Here is a 17645-nt window from a genome sequence, read left to right on the forward strand (position 1 = left end):
GCTGTTGGCGGGTGAGCAGTAGCAGCCCTAACTGCGAGAGGGCATGGGCGCTGCATCATCGAGCGGCCCCGCCGCAAGGCAGCAGCCTGCGGCAACCGCCGCCGCGCACCACAAGGCCGCCGCGCCAAAGTGCGTCTGCATCGCCGCCCCCGCCACCGCGCCGCCCACCAGTGCCAGCCACAGCGCCATATGCGGCAGCCATGCCCTGCGGTCCTCGCCCAGCAGCGCGCCCGCGATGCGCTGCCCCGCCTTGACGAAGGTGCCGGTCATGTAGGTGAGCGCCACACGCACCTCGCCATCGCGCTCGAACGTGGCGTTCTCCGCACCCATTGCCAAGGCAAGCAGCAGCGCGGACGGCATGGCCCAGCCCGCGCTTCCCGTCGCCGCACCCAGCGTCAACAACAGCGCCACCAGCCCCAGCACAGCCCTGTGTCGCCTGCGCGCGAGCCTGCCAGTGAGCGACCCGGCAATTACGCCCAGGAAGAACGCGGCGATCAGGCCGCCCGCGCGTATCCAGTCCGCCGCATGATGCATCAGGCCCACCGCAAGGCGGGTGCTGTTCCCGCTCATGAACGAGACGAAAAATCCGCCGATCTGGATGAAGCCGATCGCGTCGACATATCCCGCCAGCGCCGCCAACAGCAGCGCCAGCGCGCGCCCTGTGATTAAGCTCGATCATCCCCGCCGGTCAGCGGGATGCGTCGCCCGGTCCGCATCAGCCGAGGATCGCGCCGATCGCCACCGTCACATCGTCCATGTCCGCCATGCCGTCCACGCGCGAGACGATGCCGCGCGCCTCGTATATGGGAAGGATCGGCGCGGTCTTGGCGCGATATTCGGCCATGCGCGTGCGCACGGTTTCCTCATTGTCGTCGGCGCGGCGCTTGAACTCGGTGCTCCCGCATTTGTCGCACACGCCCTCTTTGGCGGGCAGCTTGAATGTGTCGTGATAGCCCTCGCCGCAATTGGCGCAGGTGAAGCGGCCGGTGATCCGCTCGACCAGCGCGTCTTCATCGACCTCCAGCTCGATCACGTGGGCGAGGGTGCGGCCGCGGGCCGACAGGATATCGTCGAGCGAATGTGCCTGCGCTTGCGTGCGCGGATAGCCATCGAAGATCACACCGGTTTCGGGAGACAGCGCGTCCAATGCCTCGCCGATGATGCCGGATACGATCTCGTCAGAAACAAGACCGCCCGATTCCATCACGGCCTTCGCCTGCAAACCGACTGGAGTGCCCGCCTTCACCGCAGCGCGCAGCATATCTCCCGTTGAGAGCTGCGTCATGCCCCGGCTTTCGACCAGCCGGGTCGCCTGCGTGCCTTTGCCTGCACCCGGAGGGCCCAACAAAATGATGTTCATATCCGTCCCCTGTTATGGCGCCCCCCCGGTGCAGCGGGTCAGCGCATCCGTCCCTTGAGGCGTGCCTTCTTGATAAGGTCGCCATATTGATGCGCCAGCAGATGGCTCTGAATCTGCGTCACGGTGTCCACCGTTACATTGACGACGATCAGAAGGCTAGTTCCACCAAGGTAGAAGGGAATGCCCGCCTGGCTGATGGCATATTCCGGCACAAGGCAGATGAAGGCGAGATAGGCCGCGCCGATTACGGTGATGCGCGTCAGCACATAATCGAGGTAATTCTCGGTGTTCTTGCCCGGCCGGATGCCCGGAATGAACCCGCCATTCTTCTTGAGATTATCGGCCGTCTCTTCGGGATTGAATACCAAAGCAGTATAGAAAAAGCAGAAGAAGACGATGCCAAGGCCATAGAGCAGCATGTAAACGAGGCTGCCGTGGCTGAGATACTGGTTAAGCGCGAGCACGAAGTCACCCCAGGCGCTCTCACCCGCCACCTGGTCGCCCGCGAACTTCGAGACAGTGAGCGGCATCAGCAGCAGCGAGCTGGCAAAGATCGGCGGGATCACGCCCGCCGTGTTGACCTTCAGGGGCAAATGGCTGCGGTCCGCCTGCATCAGGCCCTGCCGCGTCTGCCGCTTGGGATACTGGATCAGCACCCTGCGCTGCGCCCGCTCCATGAAGCAGATGAGCGCGATGAGGCCAAGGCCGACGATGATGATACCAAGGATCAACAGGCCGGAGATTGAGCCTTCGCGGCCGGACTGGAACAGGTTCGCCAGCGTAACCGGCAGCTGCGCGACGATGCCCGCCATGATGATCAGCGAGGTGCCATTGCCGATCCCGCGCGAGGTGATCTGCTCGCCCAGCCACATCAGGAACATCGTGCCGCCGATCAGCGAGACGACGGCGGTGATGCGGAACAGCGTGCCCGGCTCCACCACCGCCTGCATGCCCTGCGCCGCGCCGAAGCTTTCCAGCCCCACGGCGATGAAATAGCCCTGAACGGCGGTGAGGCCGACGGTGCCATAGCGGGTATACTGGTTGAGGCGCTTGCGCCCGCTCTCGCCTTCTTTCTTGATCGCCGCGAGCGTGGGGTGAAGCGAGGCCGCGAGCTGCACCACGATCGACGCCGTGATGTAGGGCATGATGCCCAGCGCGATCAGGCTCATGCGCTCCAGCGCGCCGCCGGAAAAGGTGTTGAAGATGTCGAGCACGCCGCCCTGCGTCTGGGCATAGAGCGTCTTGAGTACGGTCGGATCGACACCAGGCAGCGGCACATGGCTGAGGAAGCGAAACACGATCAGGGCGCCGATGGTGAACCACAGGCGCTTCTTGAGGTCCGTCGCCTGCGCGAATTTGGCGAAATTGATGTTCGCCGCCATTTTATCGGCCGTGGTTGCCATGCTTGCTCTCAAACCTTCAAAACTGGCGCCTGCGGGCAGGCGAAAACGTCCCTTAGCGGCTATATCGGCGGGTGTGAACCATTAACCTGTTGGTTCGCCCCGTTCATCAACAGGAATTGGTGACGCGTAGCGGACCCAGCAAGGTTATGCCGGTGCCATGGCCCAAAAAAGCGAAACCCCGCTTCCCATTGCGGGCGAGCGGGGTCTCAAAATTCGAGCGGAGAGGCTTACTTCCGTGCTGCGAGCTTCGCCGCGCGGACCGTGCCCTTCTTGGCGGCGGCCTTCTCGGCGGCGCTCACCACCTCGATCACCGAGACCGAACCACCGGCCTTCTCGACTGCCTCAATCGCGCCCTTCGACGCACCGGCGACAGTGAAGGTCAGCTTGGCGGAGAGGTCACCCTTGCCCAGCAGGCGGACGCCGTCCTTGCCGCCGCGCGCCAGGCCAGCCTCTTTCAGCGCAGCATGATCGAGCGCGGCGCCAGCGGCGATCTTGCCCGCGTCGACGGCCTTCTGGATCGCGCCGAGGTTCACGATCGCGTAATCCTTGGCGAAGATGTTGTTGAAGCCGCGCTTCGGGATGCGCATGTGGAGCGGCATCTGGCCGCCCTCGAAGCCGTTGATCGACACGCCCGAGCGCGCCTTCGCACCCTTCTGGCCGCGCCCGGCGGTCTTGCCCTTGCCCGAGCCGATACCACGGCCCACGCGCATACGGCCCTTGCGGGCGCCTGCATTATCGGAGAGTTGGTTCAGTTTCATGTCTGTGCACTCGCTTTCGCTATGTTCGCGCTTCCTCTCCCGCTGGCGGGAGAGGATATGAAGCCTTGCGAGCTTGCTCGCTAGGCGAAGTTGGTGAGGGCGGTTCCCTCACCGCTGCGACTAGGGCCTGCTGCGCAGCCCAGTCTCGCTGCCTCTCCCGCAAGCGGGAAAGGATGATATATTAATCTAAGACCTGCACCAGATGCGGCAGCTTCTTGATCGCGCCGCGTACTTCGGGCGTATCCTCCAGCTCCACCTCACGGTGCATTTTGTTGAGGCCAAGCCCGATCAGGATCTTGCGCTGGGCCTCGGGGCGGCGGATCGGCGATCCGATCTGCTTCAGCTTGATGGTTTTTTTCCCTTGGGCCATATCGCTTACTCCGCAATCGCTTCGGCGTCGGCCTGGGCCACCTCGGCAGAGGCGCCGCCACGACGCAGCAGATCCGCAACCTTCTTGCCACGGCGCTGGGCCACGGCCTTGGGGCTGGACTGATCGGTCAGCGCCTCGAAGGTGGCGCGGATCATGTTATAGGGGTTCGACGTGCCGACCGACTTGGTGACCACGTCCGCCACGCCCAGGCTCTCGAACACGGCGCGCATCGGGCCGCCCGCGATGATGCCCGTTCCTGCCGGAGCCGAACGCACGGTGACGTTACCGGCGCCGAAGCAGCCACGGCCATCATGATGCAGTGTGCGGCCTTCCTTCAACGGAACGCGGACCATCTTCTTCTTGGCCGAAGCGGTCGCCTTGCTGATCGCCTCGGGCACTTCGCGCGCCTTGCCGTGGCCGAAGCCGACCCGGCCCTTGCCGTCGCCGACAACGACCAGCGCCGCGAAGCCGAAACGCTTGCCGCCCTTCACGGTCTTGGAAACGCGGTTGATGTGAACCAGCTTCTCGACCAGCTCCTCGCCCTGTTCCTCGTCGCGGTTGCCGCCACGGCGGTCGTCGCGGCGGCCACGGCCACCACGGTCACCGCGCTCGCCACGGTTGCCGCCACGGCCACGACGCGGGCCACGGCCTTCGCCCTGGGTCTCGGCTTCTACCGCCGCCGGGTTACCGGCCTGCGCCTGAATGTCGTTTTCATCTGCCATATCAGAACTCCAGCCCGGCTTCGCGAGCCGCATCGGCCAGCGCCTTCACGCGGCCATGAAAGAGGAAACCACCGCGATCGAACACGACGCGGGTCACACCGGCCTTGGTCGCCGCCTCGGCGACGCGCTTGCCGACATCGGCAGCGGCGGCGGAGTTGGACCCGGCCTTGCCGCGCACGTCCTTGTCCAGCGTTGAGGCAGAGGCAACCGTGTGGCCCTGCGCATCGTCGATGACCTGGGCATAGATATGCCGGCCCGAACGGTGGATCGAAAGACGCGGGCGATCGCCCGAGCGCGCCTTGAGGGCGGTGCGAACGCGGCGACGACGCCGCTCGAAGAGAGAGAGTTTCGCCATGGCTTACTTCTTCTTGCCTTCTTTGCGGAAGATAAACTCGCCGCGATATTTGATACCCTTGCCCTTGTAAGGCTCCGGCTTGCGCCAGCGGCGGATCTCGGCGGCCACCTGGCCCACCTTCTGCTTGTCGATGCCCGAAATCTCGACCGTGGTGTTATCCGGGGTCTTGATCTCGATGCCCTCGGGCACCGGGAAATCGACGTCGTGGCTATAGCCGAGCTGCAGCTTCAGGGTCTTGCCCTGCGCGTTGGCGCGATAGCCGACGCCGGTGATTTCCAGCACCTTGGTATAGCCCTCGGTCACGCCGGTGACGAGGTTCTGGATCAGCGTGCGCTGCATGCCCCAGAAGGAGCGTGCGCGCTTGCCTGCGTTGGCCGGAGCGACGGTCAGCTTGCCGTCTTCCAGCGCATAGGTGACTTCATCGGCCATCGGGATCGAGAGGGTGCCCTTCGGTCCCTTCATCGATACGACGCCGCCCTCGATGCTGGCGGTGACGCCAGAGGGGATCGCCACGGGTTTCTTGCCTGTGCGGCTCATCAGAACACCTCCGCCAGCACTTCGCCGCCGACATTCTGCTCGCGCGCTTCCGCGTCGGAGAGAACGCCCTTGGGCGTGGAAACAATCGTGATGCCGAGGCCATTGCGCACGATCGGCAGCTCCTTGCTGCCCGAATAGACGCGGCGGCCGGGCTTCGAGACGCGGGCGACATGCTTGATCGCGGGCTGGCCCTCGAAATATTTCAGCTCGATGCGCAGGCCCGGGTGCTTGCCGAGCGCTTCCTCGGAATAGCCACGGATATAGCCTTCGCGCTGCAGCACATCGAGAACGCGGGCGCGCAGCTTCGAAGCCGGCGTCGTCACGCTGTCCTTGCGGGCCGTCTGGCCGTTGCGGATGCGGGTGAGCATATCACCCAGAGGATCGGTCAATGCCATTTCTTGGCTCCTTACCAGCTCGACTTGGTGACGCCGGGGATCAGGCCCTTGTTGGCGAGATCGCGCAGCTGCACGCGGCAGAGACGGAATTTGCGGTAGTAAGCGCGCGGACGTCCGGTCAGCTCGCAACGGTTGCGAATACGGGTCGGGTTGCCGTTGCGCGGCAGCTCCGCCATCTTCAGCCGCGCCATCAGGCGCTCCGTATCGTCGAGCGACGTATCCGCCGCGATCGCCTTCAGCTTCGCATATTTGCCGGCATATTTCTTCACCAGCTTCTTGCGCCGCTCGTTCTTGTTAATGGAACTCAGTTTCGCCATCGACTTAAGCTCTCTTTCCTACCTTACGGGCAGACACGCTCACGCGGCCTGCTTTTCCTCTTCGACCGGGAACGGGAAACCGAACAGGCGCAGCAGCTCGCGCGCCTCGTCATCGGTCTTCGCCGTGGTCGTAACGATGATGTCCATGCCGCGCACCTTGTCGATGCGGTCATAGTTGATTTCGGGGAAGATGATCTGTTCCTTGATCCCGAAGGCATAGTTGCCGCGCCCGTCGAAGCTCTTCGGGTTGAGACCACGGAAGTCGCGGATGCGGGGCATCGCGATCGTGATCATGCGGTCGAGGAACTCGTACATGCGCTCGCGGCGCAGCGTAACCTTCGCGCCGATCGGCATACCCTCGCGCAGCTTGAACTGGGCGATGGACTTTTTCGCCTTGGTGATGACCGGCTTCTGGCCCGCGATCAGCTCCATTTCCTCGGCGGCGGACGTGACCTTCTTCTTGTCCTGCGTCGCTTCGCCCACGCCCATGTTCAGCGTGATCTTTTCGATCTTCGGAACTTCCATCTGGTTCTTGTAGCCGAACTTCTCGGTCATCGCCTTGACGACCTGATCCTGATAGATCGACTTCATGCGAGGCGTATATTTGTCAGCCATCAGATGACCTCCCCGGACTTCACGGCCACGCGGACCTTCTTGCCATCGCGCACCTCGAAGCGGACGCGGGTGGCCTTGCCATCCTTGCCCGCAACGGCGACGTTGGAAATGTGCAGCGGCGCGGGCTTGCGATCGATGCCACCCTGCGGGTTCAGCTGATCGGGCTTGCGGTGGCGGGCATGCACGTTGATGCCGTCAACCAGCACCTTGTCTTCCTTGGGGAAGACTTGAAGGACAGCGCCGGAACGGCCCTTGTCCTTGCCGGCGAGCACAACGACGGTGTCGCCCTTCTTGATCTTGGCCGCGCTCATTACAGCACCTCCGGAGCCAGCGAGATGATCTTCATGTGGCCGGTCGCGCGCAACTCGCGCACCACGGGGCCAAAGATACGGGTGCCGATCGGCTCCTGGTTCTTGTTGACCAGCACGGCGGCATTGCCGTCAAAGCGGATCACGCTGCCGTCCGGGCGGCGCACATCCTTGCGGGTGCGCACGATGACGGCGCGGTGCACGTCGCCCTTCTTCACCTTGCCCTTGGGCTGCGCTTCCTTGATCGAGACGACGATGATGTCGCCCACGCCCGCAGTGCGCCGCTTGGAGCCGCCCAGCACCTTGATGCACTGGACGCGCTTCGCGCCGCTGTTGTCCGCGACGTCGAGATTGGATTGCATCTGGATCATCGATCCGGTTCCTTCTTGTCTGGCCTGCCGGAAGCTTCCGGTGGTTCCTGATTAAGCTCTTATGCCGCCACTTCCGGGGACTTGTGCGTATCCACCCGCTCTATGACCTTCCAGGTCTTGAGCTTCGAGATCGGCGCCGTCTCCTCGATGCGGACGGTCTCGCCCTCGCGATACTCGTTGGCATCGTCGTGAGCGTGATACTTCTTCGAACGGCGGATGATCTTGCCGTAGAGCGGGTGCTTCACCTTGCGCTCCACGCGGACCACCACCGTCTTGTCACCCTTGTCGGAAACCACCGTTCCCGTCAGCACGCGCTTGGGCATCGTCTGGTTCCTTCCTTACTTCGCAGCCGAGCGCGCACGCTCGGCCCCTGCGGCGGATGCCGCGCGTTCATTTTGCAGAGTTTTGATCTTCGCGATCGAGCGGCGCACTTCGCGCACCCGAGCCGGCTTTTCCAGCTGGTTGGTCGCAGCCTGAAAGCGCAGGTTGAACTGCTCCTTCTTCAGGTTCGCGAGCTCACCGTTCAGCTCATCGTCGCTCTTGGCGCGCAGGTCAGCGATCTTGCTCATGCTCCGGCTCCCAGGTGCGAGGTGTCGCCCAGGCGGGCAACGACCTTGGTCTTGATCGGCAGCTTCATCGCTGCGCGCGAAAAGGCCTCCGCCGCGAGCGGGCCGGGAACGCCGTCGAGCTCGAACAGGATGCGGCCCGGCTTAACGCGCGCCGCCCAATACTCGACACTGCCCTTGCCCTTACCCTGACGGACTTCGGCGGGCTTCTTCGACACCGGCACGTCGGGGAACACGCGGATCCACAAGCGGCCCTGACGGCGGATGTGGCGGGTGATCGCACGGCGGGCCGCCTCGATCTGGCGGGCGGTGATCCGCTCCGGCTCCATGGCCTTGAGGCCATAAGCGCCGAAGTTCAGGTCGCTGCCACCCTTGGCATCGCCCTTGATCCGGCCCTTGAAGGCCTTGCGGAACTTCATTTTCTTCGGTTGCAGCATGGTGCTCTTACCTTATTCTCAATGCGCCGGGCGGACGCCGGAGGTTTGAGCCTCCATCATCAGCCGGTCGGTCGCCATCGGGTCATGGCCCAGAATCTCGCCCTTGAAGATCCACACCTTGATGCCGCACACGCCATAGGCGGTGTGGGCCTCGGCCTCGGCATAGTCCACGTTACCGCGCAGCGTGTGCAGCGGAACGCGGCCCTCGCGATACCACTCGGTCCGCGCGATCTCCGCGCCGCCCAGACGGCCGCCGCAGGTGATCTTGATGCCCTCGGCGCCCAGACGCAGTGCAGACTGCACCGCGCGCTTCATGGCGCGGCGGAACGCGATACGACGCTCCAGCTGGTCGGCAACACCCTGCGCGACGAGCTTCGCATCGATCTCCGGCTTGCGGATCTCGACGATGTTGAGGCTGACGTCAGACGAGGTGAACTCACCCAGCTTGCGGCGCAGCTTCTCGATGTCCGCGCCCTTCTTGCCGATGATGACACCGGGGCGCGCGGCATAGATCGACACGCGGCACAGCTTGGCCGGGCGCTCGATCACGACCTTGGAGATCGCGGCCTGCGGCAGGTTCTTCATCACATACTGGCGGATCTTGAGATCCTCCATGAGAAGACGGCCATAGTCGCCACGCTCGGCGAACCAGCGGCTGTCCCAGGTGCGGTTGATCTGGAGACGCAGACCGATCGGATTACTCTTATGACCCATGGCTCAAGCCTCCGCTTCGTTCTGTTCGCGCACCACGATCCGCACCCGGCTGAAGGGCTTGAGGATGCGGGTCGATTTGCCGCGACCGCGGGCATGGAAACGCTTCATCACGATGCCCTTGCCGACCGACGCCTCTGCAACGACCAGCGAGTCCACATCGAGATTGTGGTTGTTCTCGGCATTGGCGATGGCCGAAGCCAGCACCTTGCGCACATCGACCGCCATCGCGCGCTTGGAGAAAGCGAGGATGTTCATCGCTTCCTCGACCTTGCGGCCGCGGATCAGTGTGGCGACGAGGTTCAGCTTCTGCGCCGAGCCACGGATCGACGTGCCGACGGCCAGCGCCTCGTTGTCGCCCACGCGGCGGGGGGATTTTGCCTTGCCCATCAGCGCTTGCCCTTCTTGTCAGCGGCGTGGCCGGGGAAGGTGCGCGTCGGCGCGAACTCGCCCAGCTTGTGGCCGACCATGTCTTCGTTGACGGAGACAGGGATATGCTTCTTGCCGTTGTAGACGTTGAACGTCAGGCCAACGAACTGCGGCAGGATGGTCGAGCGGCGCGACCAGGTCTTGATCGGGCCAGCCTTGCCGCCCGTATCCTGAGCAGCTTCTGCCTTTTTCAGCAGATGCAGGTCCACAAACGGACCCTTCCAGACGGAACGAGCCATCGCTTACCTCTTCTTCTTCGCGTGACGCGACCGGATGATGAACTTGTCGGTCGCCTTGTTGTGGCGGGTGCGGGCACCCTTGGTCGGCTTGCCCCACGGGGTCACCGGATGGCGGCCACCGGAGGTCCGGCCTTCACCACCGCCGTGCGGGTGGTCGACCGGGTTCTTGGCGACGCCGCGGGTGAGCGGGCGCTTGCCGAGCCAGCGGTTGCGGCCAGCCTTCGCCAGGTTGGTGTTGGCGTTGTCGGGGTTCGACACCGCGCCCACCGTGCCCATGCAGTCAGAGCGGATGTAGCGCTGTTCGCCCGAGTTGAGGCGCACCATCACCATGCCGCGATCACGACCGACGAGCTGCGCATAGGTGCCTGCCGAACGGGCGAGCTGGCCGCCCTTGCCCGGCTTCATCTCCACATTGTGGATGATGGTGCCGACCGGCATCTGGCCCAGCTCCATCGCGTTACCCGGCTTCACGTCGGTCTTCTTCGCGGCGATCACCTTGTCGCCAGCGGCGAGGCGCTGCGGCGCGAGGATATAGGCCTGCTCGCCGTCCGCATAGGAGACCAGCGCGATGAAGGCGGTGCGGTTGGGGTCATATTCCAGACGCTCGACCGTGCCCTCGACATCCCACTTGCGGCGCTTGAAATCGATGATGCGATAGCGCTGCTTGTGGCCGCCCGCGATGCCGCGCGAAGTCACGTGGCCCTTGTTGTTGCGGCCGCCGGTCTTGCGCTTGCCCTCGGTCAGCGCCTTGACGGGCTTGCCCTTGTGCAGGTGAGACTTGTCGACCAGGATCAGGCCGCGCTGGGCCGGGCTGGTCGGATTATAATGCTTGAGTGCCATTGTCCGTCCTCAGCTCAGATCGTGCTGGTCACGTCAATCGACTGGCCCTCGGCCAGCGTGACGATCGCCTTCTTGAAGTCGCTGCGTGTGTAGGGCTTGCCCTTCCAGCGCTTGGTCTTGCCCTTCTGGACGAGCGTGTTGACGCCCTTGACCTTCACGCCGAACAGCGCCTCGACAGCGGCCTTGATCTCCGGCTTGGTGGCGTCGTTCGCCACCTTGAAGACCACGGCGTTGTTTTCGGAAAGCAGCGTCGCCTTCTCGGTGATGTGCGGGGCGAGCACCACGTCGTAATGACGCAGGGTCGCTGCGGGGGCTGTGGTCTTAGCCATTGAAACGAGCCTCCAGCTTTTCCACGGCGGCGCGGGTCAGGACCAGCGCATCCGCACGCAGAATGTCATACACATTGGCGCCGACCGCAGGCAGCACGTCGATGCCGATGAGGTTCGACGACGCCTTGGCGAAGCTGACGTTGATGGCGTCGCCATCAATGAACAGCGCCTTCTTCAGGCCCAGCTTCTCGAGCTGACCCGCAAGCACCTTGGTCTTGCCGTCCTTGACATCCAGGTTGTCGAGCACGGTCAGCGTGCCGCCCTTGGCCTTGGCCGAGAGCGCCATCTTGAGGCCGAGTGCGCGGACCTTCTTGTTCAGGTCGTGGCCAAAGGTACGGGCGCGGGCGCCGTGTGCCTTACCACCGCCGATGAACACCGGGGCGCGACGATCGCCGTGACGGGCGACACCGCCGCCCTTCTGGCGACCGAACTTCTTGCCGGTACGGGCAACATCCGAACGCTCGCGGGTGGCACGGGCCGGGGCGCGGCGCTTTTCGAGCTGCCAGGTGACGACGCGGTGCAGAATGTCCGCGCGCGGCTCGACACCGAACACGGCGTCGTTCAGCTCGACATCACCGGCCTTGGCGGCGTCCAGGGTTTTGACATCAACCTTCATGGCTTAGCCCTCCTGGCCTTCGGTCGCTTCCACAGCGGCGACATCCTCGGCGGGTGTGTCGGCAGCAGCCGGAGCGGCATCGTTGGAATTGGCAACCTGCTTGAGGCTGGCGGGATAGGGCGCGTCGGCCGGGCGCGGTACCTTGACCGCATCCTTGACGAGCAGCCAGGTGCCCTTCGAGCCAGGCACGCTGCCCTTGACGAACAGCAGACCGCGCTCAACGTCCGTACGGACGATCTCGAGGTTCTGCTGGGTGCGCTGGCGGTCGCCCATGTGGCCCGCCATCTTCTTGTTCTTGAACACACGGCCCGGATCCTGGCGGTTACCGGTCGAACCATGGGCACGGTGGCTGATGGACACGCCGTGAGTTGCGCGCATACCGCCGAAGCCCCAGCGCTTCATCGCACCGGCAAAGCCCTTGCCCTGCGTGTGGCCGGTTACGTCAACCAGCTGGCCGGCGATGAAGTGATCGGCGGCGATCTCCGCGCCGACATCGAGCAGCGCGTCCTCAGCGACACGGAACTCGGCGACCTGCGCCTTCAGCTCGACTTCAGCCTTGGCAAATTGCCCGCGCTGCGGCTTGGCGACGTTCTTCGCCTTGGCAACGCCAGCGCCCAACTGGACGGCGACGTAGCCGTCCCTATCAATCTCGCGGCGCGAAACGACCTGGTTGCCTTCCAGCGACAGAACGGTGACCGGCACGTGCCGTCCGTCCTCGTTGAAGAGGCGGGTCATCCCGACTTTCTTCGCGATCACGCCAGTGCGCATGATCTTGTCCTCCAATAGAGGCCCGCGTCGCTCGCGCTTCACGGGCTTATCCAACGAAAAAACCCCTCGGGAGCATTCCCTTGGGGCCAACCCAAAATTTGATCACCCCGCCCGGGCTGGATGCTCTCTCGAGGAGAGCGACGGGGGACCATGACCCGGACAAGTCCGGCGGTATCCCAATAGCTGAGGGGCAAGCCGAACCGGCCTACCCCTCACATGGCCATCAGGCCAGTTTAATCTCGACGTTCACGCCAGCGGCCAGATCGAGCTTCATCAGCGCGTCGACCGTCTGCGGCGTCGGCTGCACGATGTCAAGCATACGCTTGTAGGTGCGAACCTCGAACTGCTCACGGCTCTTCTTATCGATATGCGGTCCACGGTTGACCGTGAACTTTTCGATGCGCGTCGGCAGCGGAATGGGACCGCGAATAAGAGCACCCGTACGACGAGCCGTGTCGGCGATGTCGCCAGTCGCCTGATCGAGCACGCGGTGATCAAAGGCCTTGAGGCGAATACGGATATTCTGCGTTTCCATGTCCAACTTACCGATGCGAAAGAGCCAGAAAAAATCAGACCGCGCGAATCAGTCGACCCGCGCGGTCCGGTGCCTATATTACTTCGAGATGCTGCCGACAACCCCTGCGCCGACGGTCCGGCCGCCTTCGCGAATTGCGAAGCGCAGACCCTGGTCCATCGCGATCGGAGCGATCAGCTTCACGCCGAGCTTCACGTTGTCACCGGGCATCACCATCTCGGTGCCGGCGGGGAGGATGACCTCACCCGTAACGTCGGTGGTGCGGAAGTAGAACTGCGGACGATAGTTCGCGAAGAACGGCGTGTGACGGCCGCCTTCGTCCTTCGAAAGGACGTACACTTCAGCTTCGAACTCGGTGTGCGGGGTGATCGAGCCGGGCTTGCAGAGCACCTGGCCACGCTCCACCTCTTCACGGCCCACGCCGCGAATCAGCGCACCGATGTTGTCGCCCGCGCGGCCCTCGTCGAGCAGCTTGCGGAACATTTCGACGCCGGTGACGGTGGTCTTCTTGGTGGGCTTGATGCCGACGATCTCGACTTCCTCGCCAACCTTGACGATGCCGGTCTCGACGCGGCCGGTAACCACGGTGCCGCGACCCGAGATCGAGAACACGTCTTCGATCGGCATCAGGAACGGCTTGTCAACCGGACGCTCCGGCTGCGGGATCCAGCTGTCAACAGCCTGCATCAGCTTCAGGATAGCGTCGTGGCCGATCTCAGGGGTCTTGTCCTGAAGGGCGGCAACGGCCGAACCGGCGATGATCGGAATATTGTCGCCGTCGAAGTCGTAGGAAGAGAGCAGCTCGCGCACTTCCAGCTCGACCAGCTCGAGGATTTCCGGATCGTCGACGAGGTCGACCTTGTTCATGAACACGACGAGCTGCGGCACGCCGACCTGCTTGGCGAGCAGGATGTGCTCGCGGGTCTGCGGCATCGGGCCGTCGGTCGCGGAAACGACGAGGATCGCGCCGTCCATCTGCGCTGCGCCGGTGATCATGTTCTTCACATAGTCGGCGTGGCCGGGGCAGTCGACGTGCGCATAGTGGCGCGCTTCGGTCTCATACTCGACGTGCGCGGTCGAGATGGTGATGCCGCGCTCGCGCTCTTCGGGCGCCTTGTCGATGTTGTCATAGCTGGTGAAGGTCGCGCCGCCGGTCTCGGCGAGAACCTTGGTGATCGCTGCGGTCAGCGAGGTCTTGCCATGGTCGACGTGACCGATGGTGCCGATGTTGCAGTGCGGCTTGGTCCGCTCAAATTTAGCCTTAGCCATTTCCTACCTCTTCTTGTCCAAATCTGCTTCGACTGCCTGGAGGCGCCTCGCGAAGTGGCGCTCATAGCAGCTAATTTCGATAATGCCAGCCTGTTTTGCAGCTTTTTGGCCCTCGCCAATCCGATGCAAAATAGGGTGCGCTGCGTTTGGTTCAGGGGGAGCCGAGAAGTTCGGTTTTCGAGAACCGGAGCGCAGCGTACTACAGGTACGTGAGCACCGGATCGCAGAAAACCGGGCTTCGCAGGCCCTTCTGAACCGAACGCCTAGGCCATTTTCGCCTTCACTTCTTCCGCCACATTCTGCGGCACTTCTTCATAGTGCGAGAACTGCATGGTGTACTGCGCGCGGCCCTGGGTGAAGCTGCGCAGCTGGTTCACATAGCCGAACATGTTGGCCAGTGGCACCATCGCCAGCACAGCCTGCGCGTTGCCGCGGCTGTCGGTTCCCTGAATCTGGCCACGACGGCTGTTGAGGTCACCGATCACGTCGCCCAGATAATCCTCTGGCGTCACGACCTCGACCTTCATGATCGGCTCGAGCAGCTTGATGCCGGACTTCTGCGCCACTTCGCGCATACAGCCACGGCCCGCGATTTCGAATGCCAGCGCAGAGGAGTCGACGTCGTGATAGGCGCCGTCCGTCAGGCGGATCTCGAAGTCGATGATCGGGAAGCCGATCAGCGATCCGGTTTCCGCCGTCTCGCGCATGCCCTTCTCGATCGCGGGGATATATTCGCGCGGAATGTTACCGCCCTTGATCTCGTCGATGAAGGTGATGCCGCTGCCGCGCTCGCCCGGCGTGACCGAGACCTTGACGCGACCGAACTGGCCCGAACCACCCGACTGTTTCTTGTGGGTGTAGTCGACCTCAACCGGCTTCGCGAGCGATTCACGATAGGCCACCTGCGGCGCACCGACATTCGCCTCAACCTTGAACTCGCGGCGCATACGGTCGACGAGAATATCGAGGTGAAGCTCGCCCATGCCCTTGATGATGGTCTGGCCGCTCTCGTGATCGGTCGAGACGCGGAAAGACGGGTCCTCGGCGGCGAGGCGATTGAGCGCGACGCCCATCTTCTCCTGGTCCGCCTTTGTCTTCGGCTCCACCGACAGCTCGATCACCGGCTCGGGGAATTCCATGCGCTCGAGGATGATCGGTGCCTTCTCGGCGCACAGCGTGTCGCCGGTGGTGGTCTCCTTGAGGCCCGCCAGCGCCACGATGTCGCCCGCATAGGCGCTTTCGATGTCCTCGCGGTTGTTCGAGTGCATCAGCAGCATGCGGCCCACCTTCTCCTTCTTGTCCTTGACGGAGTTGAGGTAGGTGCCCTTGGTCAGCGTGCCCGAATAGATGCGCACGAAGGTGAGCGAGCCGACGAACGGGTCGTTCATGATCTTGAACGCCAGGCCGGAGAACGGCGCGGCGTCGTCGGTCGGGCGGCTGTCCGGCGCGTCGGTGTCGGGGTTGATGCCCTGCACGTCCTCGATGTCGAGCGGCGAGGGCAGATAGTCCACCACTGCGTCGAGCAGCGGCTGCACGCCCTTGTTCTTGAATGCCGAGCCACAGCACACCGGCACGAAGCTCTGGTTCAGCGTGCCCTTGCGGATCAGCTTCTTGAGCGTGTCGACGTCCGGCTCATTGCCCTCGAGATAGGCTTCCATCGCCTCGTCGTCCTGCTCGACGGCGAGCTCGATCAGCTTCTCGCGATAGCTGGCGGCCTTGTCGGCCATGTCAGCCGGAATTTCCTCGAAGAAGAACTCGGCGCCCAGGCTCTCGTCCTTCCAGATGATGGCGCGGTTCTGCACCAGATCGACGAGACCCTTGAGGTCGCTCTCGATCCCGATGGGGAGATACAGCACCGCCGGCGTCGCGCCCAGGCGCTCGATGATCGACTGCACGCAATATTCGAAGTTTGCGCCGGTGCGGTCGAGCTTGTTGATGAAGCACATGCGCGGGACTTTATACTTGTCCGCCTGGCGCCACACCGTCTCGGACTGCGGCTCGACGCCCGCCACGCCATCGAAGCATGCTACCGCGCCGTCGAGCACGCGAAGTGAGCGCTCCACCTCGATGGTGAAGTCCACGTGTCCGGGCGTGTCGATGATGTTGATGCGGTGGTCGTTCCAGAAGCACGTGGTCGCCGCAGACGTGATCGTGATGCCGCGCTCCTGCTCCTGCTCCATCCAGTCCATCGTCGCGGCGCCGTCATGCACCTCGCCGATCTTGTAGGACTTGCCGGTGTAGTAGAGGATACGCTCGGTCGTCGTGGTCTTGCCGGCGTCGATATGCGCCATGATGCCGATGTTGCGATAGCGTTCGAGCGGATGGCTGCGGGCCATGATGCTTACTCCGTGTGCCGAATGCGGCGGGTTGGGTTATGTGCAAGAGTGGCCGGAGCGCGAGGCACCGGCCATCCCGAAAAGTTTACCAGCGATAGTGCGAGAAGGCGCGGTTGGCCTCTGCCATGCGGTGCGTGTCTTCGCGCTTCTTCACCGCGTTGCCGCGGTTGTTGGCGGCGTCCATCAGCTCGCCCGAGAGGCGGGCGGCCATGGTCGTCTCCGAGCGCGAGCGCGCGGCCGAGATCAGCCAGCGGATGGCGAGCGCCTGCGCGCGCTCGGGGCGCACCTCGACAGGAACCTGATAGGTGGCGCCACCGACACGGCGGCTGCGAACCTCGATGCCCGGCTTGACGTTGTTGAGCGCGTCATGGAACATCTGGATCGGGTCTTTCTTCGCCTTGGCCTCAACAGCCTCCAGCGCGCCATAGACGATCTGCTCCGCAACGGCCTTCTTGCCGTCCAGCATCACGCTGTTCATGAACTTGGAAAGCACCTGATCCTTGTACTTGGGATCGGGCAGGATGATGCGCTTTTCGGGGCGACGACGACGTGACATATGTTCTTCTCCCCTGCCTTACTTCGGACGCTTCGCGCCGTACTTCGAACGGCTCTGTTTGCGGTCCTTGACGCCCTGCGTGTCGAGCACGCCGCGCAGCACATGATAGCGCACACCGGGAAGGTCGCGCACACGGCCGCCGCGGATCAGCACGACGCTGTGCTCCTGCAGGTTGTGGCCCTCACCCGGGATATAGGTGATGACCTCGCGGCTGTTGGTGAGGCGCACCTTGGCAACCTTGCGCAACGCCGAGTTCGGCTTCTTCGGGGTCGTGGTATAGACACGGGTGCAAACGCCGCGCTTCTGCGGGTTCGCTTCCATCGCAGGGACCTTGCTCTTGGCCTTCTGCGGCTCGCGGCCCTTGCGGACCAATTGGTTAATCGTTGGCATGAAGCCCTTCACCTTCTCAGTTACTTTACCGTACCCGCCCTCTTGTTGCCGTGGTTTATTCCAACAGCAACGGCCCCGGCGGCCAATGACCCCCTGGACCTGCAAGACAAGCC

At 63.6% G+C, this 17645-nt stretch carries 28 protein-coding genes; all 28 read right to left on the bottom strand.

Annotated elements, in window-relative coordinates:
* Nucleotides 1-27: 27 nt before the first annotated feature.
* Nucleotides 28-639: a DUF1275 family protein gene (locus OOT33_RS07370; RefSeq protein WP_307749365.1), complete on the bottom strand. Its 612-nt coding sequence runs from the start codon at nucleotides 637-639 to the stop codon at nucleotides 28-30.
* A 76-nt stretch (nucleotides 640-715) separates the two neighbouring features.
* Entirely contained in the window at nucleotides 716-1360 is a 645-nt protein-coding gene (locus OOT33_RS07375; protein WP_307749366.1) for an adenylate kinase, read from the bottom strand.
* Between the two features lie 38 nt (nucleotides 1361-1398).
* Nucleotides 1399-2763, bottom strand: a complete 1365-nt coding sequence (gene secY / locus OOT33_RS07380; protein WP_307749367.1) for a preprotein translocase subunit SecY — start codon at nucleotides 2761-2763, stop codon at nucleotides 1399-1401.
* Nucleotides 2764-2990: 227 nt separating this feature from the next.
* Nucleotides 2991-3521, bottom strand: coding sequence for a 50S ribosomal protein L15 (gene rplO / locus OOT33_RS07385; protein ID WP_307749368.1), 531 nt, complete (start codon nucleotides 3519-3521; stop codon nucleotides 2991-2993).
* Nucleotides 3522-3702: 181 nt separating this feature from the next.
* A complete protein-coding gene (gene rpmD, locus OOT33_RS07390; RefSeq protein ID WP_307749370.1) occupies nucleotides 3703-3891 on the bottom strand; it encodes a 50S ribosomal protein L30 in 189 nt (62 codons plus the stop codon).
* Between the two features lie 5 nt (nucleotides 3892-3896).
* Nucleotides 3897-4613, bottom strand: coding sequence for a 30S ribosomal protein S5 (rpsE, locus tag OOT33_RS07395; protein ID WP_307749371.1), 717 nt, complete (start codon nucleotides 4611-4613; stop codon nucleotides 3897-3899).
* Nucleotide 4614: 1 nt separating this feature from the next.
* Nucleotides 4615-4968, bottom strand: coding sequence for a 50S ribosomal protein L18 (rplR, locus tag OOT33_RS07400; RefSeq protein ID WP_307749372.1), 354 nt, complete (start codon nucleotides 4966-4968; stop codon nucleotides 4615-4617).
* A gap of 3 nt (nucleotides 4969-4971) precedes the next feature.
* A complete protein-coding gene (gene rplF, locus OOT33_RS07405) occupies nucleotides 4972-5505 on the bottom strand; it encodes a 50S ribosomal protein L6 (protein WP_307749373.1) in 534 nt (177 codons plus the stop codon).
* Nucleotides 5505-5900: a 30S ribosomal protein S8 gene (gene rpsH, locus OOT33_RS07410; protein ID WP_307749374.1), complete on the bottom strand. Its 396-nt coding sequence runs from the start codon at nucleotides 5898-5900 to the stop codon at nucleotides 5505-5507. The genes rplF and rpsH overlap by 1 nt, the downstream gene beginning before the upstream one ends.
* An 11-nt stretch (nucleotides 5901-5911) precedes the next feature.
* Nucleotides 5912-6217: a 30S ribosomal protein S14 gene (gene rpsN / locus OOT33_RS07415; RefSeq protein ID WP_307749375.1), complete on the bottom strand. Its 306-nt coding sequence runs from the start codon at nucleotides 6215-6217 to the stop codon at nucleotides 5912-5914.
* A 39-nt stretch (nucleotides 6218-6256) separates the two neighbouring features.
* On the bottom strand, nucleotides 6257-6832 hold the full coding sequence (rplE, locus tag OOT33_RS07420; protein ID WP_307749376.1) for a 50S ribosomal protein L5: 576 nt from the start codon (nucleotides 6830-6832) through the stop codon (nucleotides 6257-6259).
* Entirely contained in the window at nucleotides 6832-7143 is a 312-nt protein-coding gene (gene rplX, locus OOT33_RS07425; protein WP_307749377.1) for a 50S ribosomal protein L24, read from the bottom strand. The genes rplE and rplX overlap by 1 nt, the downstream gene beginning before the upstream one ends.
* A complete protein-coding gene (gene rplN, locus OOT33_RS07430) occupies nucleotides 7143-7511 on the bottom strand; it encodes a 50S ribosomal protein L14 (RefSeq protein ID WP_307749378.1) in 369 nt (122 codons plus the stop codon). Before rplN ends, rplX begins: the two co-directional genes overlap by 1 nt.
* A gap of 59 nt (nucleotides 7512-7570) precedes the next feature.
* Entirely contained in the window at nucleotides 7571-7834 is a 264-nt protein-coding gene (gene rpsQ, locus OOT33_RS07435) for a 30S ribosomal protein S17 (protein ID WP_307749379.1), read from the bottom strand.
* A 15-nt stretch (nucleotides 7835-7849) separates the two neighbouring features.
* On the bottom strand, nucleotides 7850-8080 hold the full coding sequence (rpmC, locus tag OOT33_RS07440) for a 50S ribosomal protein L29 (RefSeq protein WP_307749380.1): 231 nt from the start codon (nucleotides 8078-8080) through the stop codon (nucleotides 7850-7852).
* Nucleotides 8077-8514: a 50S ribosomal protein L16 gene (gene rplP / locus OOT33_RS07445; RefSeq protein ID WP_129403772.1), complete on the bottom strand. Its 438-nt coding sequence runs from the start codon at nucleotides 8512-8514 to the stop codon at nucleotides 8077-8079. The genes rpmC and rplP overlap by 4 nt, the downstream gene beginning before the upstream one ends.
* Before the next feature lie 18 nt (nucleotides 8515-8532).
* Nucleotides 8533-9228: a 30S ribosomal protein S3 gene (gene rpsC / locus OOT33_RS07450; protein WP_307749381.1), complete on the bottom strand. Its 696-nt coding sequence runs from the start codon at nucleotides 9226-9228 to the stop codon at nucleotides 8533-8535.
* A gap of 3 nt (nucleotides 9229-9231) precedes the next feature.
* The gene (gene rplV / locus OOT33_RS07455) at nucleotides 9232-9615 is read right to left on the bottom strand and encodes a 50S ribosomal protein L22 (RefSeq protein WP_307749382.1); all 384 of its coding nucleotides are present in this window, start codon (nucleotides 9613-9615) and stop codon (nucleotides 9232-9234) included.
* Entirely contained in the window at nucleotides 9615-9893 is a 279-nt protein-coding gene (rpsS, locus tag OOT33_RS07460) for a 30S ribosomal protein S19 (protein WP_307749384.1), read from the bottom strand. The genes rplV and rpsS overlap by 1 nt, the downstream gene beginning before the upstream one ends.
* Before the next feature lie 3 nt (nucleotides 9894-9896).
* Nucleotides 9897-10733: a 50S ribosomal protein L2 gene (gene rplB / locus OOT33_RS07465; protein ID WP_307749385.1), complete on the bottom strand. Its 837-nt coding sequence runs from the start codon at nucleotides 10731-10733 to the stop codon at nucleotides 9897-9899.
* Between the two features lie 14 nt (nucleotides 10734-10747).
* On the bottom strand, nucleotides 10748-11062 hold the full coding sequence (locus OOT33_RS07470; RefSeq protein WP_307749386.1) for a 50S ribosomal protein L23: 315 nt from the start codon (nucleotides 11060-11062) through the stop codon (nucleotides 10748-10750).
* Nucleotides 11055-11678, bottom strand: a complete 624-nt coding sequence (rplD, locus tag OOT33_RS07475; protein WP_307749387.1) for a 50S ribosomal protein L4 — start codon at nucleotides 11676-11678, stop codon at nucleotides 11055-11057. Before rplD ends, OOT33_RS07470 begins: the two co-directional genes overlap by 8 nt.
* A 3-nt stretch (nucleotides 11679-11681) precedes the next feature.
* The gene (gene rplC / locus OOT33_RS07480) at nucleotides 11682-12446 is read right to left on the bottom strand and encodes a 50S ribosomal protein L3 (RefSeq protein ID WP_307750331.1); all 765 of its coding nucleotides are present in this window, start codon (nucleotides 12444-12446) and stop codon (nucleotides 11682-11684) included.
* Between the two features lie 223 nt (nucleotides 12447-12669).
* The gene (gene rpsJ, locus OOT33_RS07485) at nucleotides 12670-12981 is read right to left on the bottom strand and encodes a 30S ribosomal protein S10 (protein ID WP_014077880.1); all 312 of its coding nucleotides are present in this window, start codon (nucleotides 12979-12981) and stop codon (nucleotides 12670-12672) included.
* A 78-nt stretch (nucleotides 12982-13059) separates the two neighbouring features.
* Entirely contained in the window at nucleotides 13060-14250 is a 1191-nt protein-coding gene (gene tuf, locus OOT33_RS07490) for an elongation factor Tu (RefSeq protein ID WP_307749389.1), read from the bottom strand.
* A 263-nt stretch (nucleotides 14251-14513) separates the two neighbouring features.
* Nucleotides 14514-16586: an elongation factor G gene (gene fusA, locus OOT33_RS07495; protein WP_307749390.1), complete on the bottom strand. Its 2073-nt coding sequence runs from the start codon at nucleotides 16584-16586 to the stop codon at nucleotides 14514-14516.
* A gap of 85 nt (nucleotides 16587-16671) precedes the next feature.
* A complete protein-coding gene (gene rpsG / locus OOT33_RS07500) occupies nucleotides 16672-17142 on the bottom strand; it encodes a 30S ribosomal protein S7 (protein WP_307749391.1) in 471 nt (156 codons plus the stop codon).
* 18 nt (nucleotides 17143-17160) lie between these two features.
* Nucleotides 17161-17532 (bottom strand): 30S ribosomal protein S12, encoded by a 372-nt coding sequence (gene rpsL, locus OOT33_RS07505; protein WP_307749392.1) that lies wholly within the window; start codon nucleotides 17530-17532, stop codon nucleotides 17161-17163.
* Nucleotides 17533-17645: the final 113 nt, after the last annotated feature.

Origin of the sequence: Sphingobium sp. DEHP117 (assembly GCF_030867385.1) — a bacterium.
GTDB lineage: Bacteria > Pseudomonadota > Alphaproteobacteria > Sphingomonadales > Sphingomonadaceae > Sphingobium.

Excerpts from the sequence above, each read along its gene's own strand:
- rpsE (WP_307749371.1), bottom strand. The coding sequence starts at position 4,613 with ATGGCAGATGAAAACGACATTCAGGCGCAGGCCGGTAACCCGGCGGCG.
- fusA (WP_307749390.1), bottom strand. The coding sequence starts at position 16,586 with ATGGCCCGCAGCCATCCGCTCGAACGCTATCGCAACATCGGCATCATG.
- rplP (WP_129403772.1), bottom strand. The coding sequence starts at position 8,514 with ATGCTGCAACCGAAGAAAATGAAGTTCCGCAAGGCCTTCAAGGGCCGG.
- rpsJ (WP_014077880.1), bottom strand. The coding sequence starts at position 12,981 with ATGGAAACGCAGAATATCCGTATTCGCCTCAAGGCCTTTGATCACCGC.
- rpsS (WP_307749384.1), bottom strand. The coding sequence starts at position 9,893 with ATGGCTCGTTCCGTCTGGAAGGGTCCGTTTGTGGACCTGCATCTGCTG.
- rpsH (WP_307749374.1), bottom strand. The coding sequence starts at position 5,900 with ATGGCATTGACCGATCCTCTGGGTGATATGCTCACCCGCATCCGCAAC.
- rplE (WP_307749376.1), bottom strand. The coding sequence starts at position 6,832 with ATGGCTGACAAATATACGCCTCGCATGAAGTCGATCTATCAGGATCAG.
- rpsG (WP_307749391.1), bottom strand. The coding sequence starts at position 17,142 with ATGTCACGTCGTCGTCGCCCCGAAAAGCGCATCATCCTGCCCGATCCC.
- rpmC (WP_307749380.1), bottom strand. The coding sequence starts at position 8,080 with ATGAGCAAGATCGCTGACCTGCGCGCCAAGAGCGACGATGAGCTGAAC.
- tuf (WP_307749389.1), bottom strand. The coding sequence starts at position 14,250 with ATGGCTAAGGCTAAATTTGAGCGGACCAAGCCGCACTGCAACATCGGC.
- rplX (WP_307749377.1), bottom strand. The coding sequence starts at position 7,143 with ATGAGCGCGGCCAAGATCAAGAAGGGCGACACCGTCGTTGTGCTCGCC.
- rplO (WP_307749368.1), bottom strand. The coding sequence starts at position 3,521 with ATGAAACTGAACCAACTCTCCGATAATGCAGGCGCCCGCAAGGGCCGT.
- rplD (WP_307749387.1), bottom strand. The coding sequence starts at position 11,678 with ATGAAGGTTGATGTCAAAACCCTGGACGCCGCCAAGGCCGGTGATGTC.
- rpmD (WP_307749370.1), bottom strand. The coding sequence starts at position 3,891 with ATGGCCCAAGGGAAAAAAACCATCAAGCTGAAGCAGATCGGATCGCCG.
- rplN (WP_307749378.1), bottom strand. The coding sequence starts at position 7,511 with ATGATCCAGATGCAATCCAATCTCGACGTCGCGGACAACAGCGGCGCG.
- rpsN (WP_307749375.1), bottom strand. The coding sequence starts at position 6,217 with ATGGCGAAACTGAGTTCCATTAACAAGAACGAGCGGCGCAAGAAGCTG.
- rplR (WP_307749372.1), bottom strand. The coding sequence starts at position 4,968 with ATGGCGAAACTCTCTCTCTTCGAGCGGCGTCGTCGCCGCGTTCGCACC.
- rplF (WP_307749373.1), bottom strand. The coding sequence starts at position 5,505 with ATGAGCCGCACAGGCAAGAAACCCGTGGCGATCCCCTCTGGCGTCACC.
- rpsQ (WP_307749379.1), bottom strand. The coding sequence starts at position 7,834 with ATGCCCAAGCGCGTGCTGACGGGAACGGTGGTTTCCGACAAGGGTGAC.
- rpsL (WP_307749392.1), bottom strand. The coding sequence starts at position 17,532 with ATGCCAACGATTAACCAATTGGTCCGCAAGGGCCGCGAGCCGCAGAAG.
- rplB (WP_307749385.1), bottom strand. The coding sequence starts at position 10,733 with ATGGCACTCAAGCATTATAATCCGACCAGCCCGGCCCAGCGCGGCCTG.
- OOT33_RS07470 (WP_307749386.1), bottom strand. The coding sequence starts at position 11,062 with ATGGCTAAGACCACAGCCCCCGCAGCGACCCTGCGTCATTACGACGTG.
- rplC (WP_307750331.1), bottom strand. The coding sequence starts at position 12,446 with ATGCGCACTGGCGTGATCGCGAAGAAAGTCGGGATGACCCGCCTCTTC.
- rpsC (WP_307749381.1), bottom strand. The coding sequence starts at position 9,228 with ATGGGTCATAAGAGTAATCCGATCGGTCTGCGTCTCCAGATCAACCGC.
- rplV (WP_307749382.1), bottom strand. The coding sequence starts at position 9,615 with ATGGGCAAGGCAAAATCCCCCCGCCGCGTGGGCGACAACGAGGCGCTG.
- secY (WP_307749367.1), bottom strand. The coding sequence starts at position 2,763 with ATGGCAACCACGGCCGATAAAATGGCGGCGAACATCAATTTCGCCAAA.
- OOT33_RS07375 (WP_307749366.1), bottom strand. The coding sequence starts at position 1,360 with ATGAACATCATTTTGTTGGGCCCTCCGGGTGCAGGCAAAGGCACGCAG.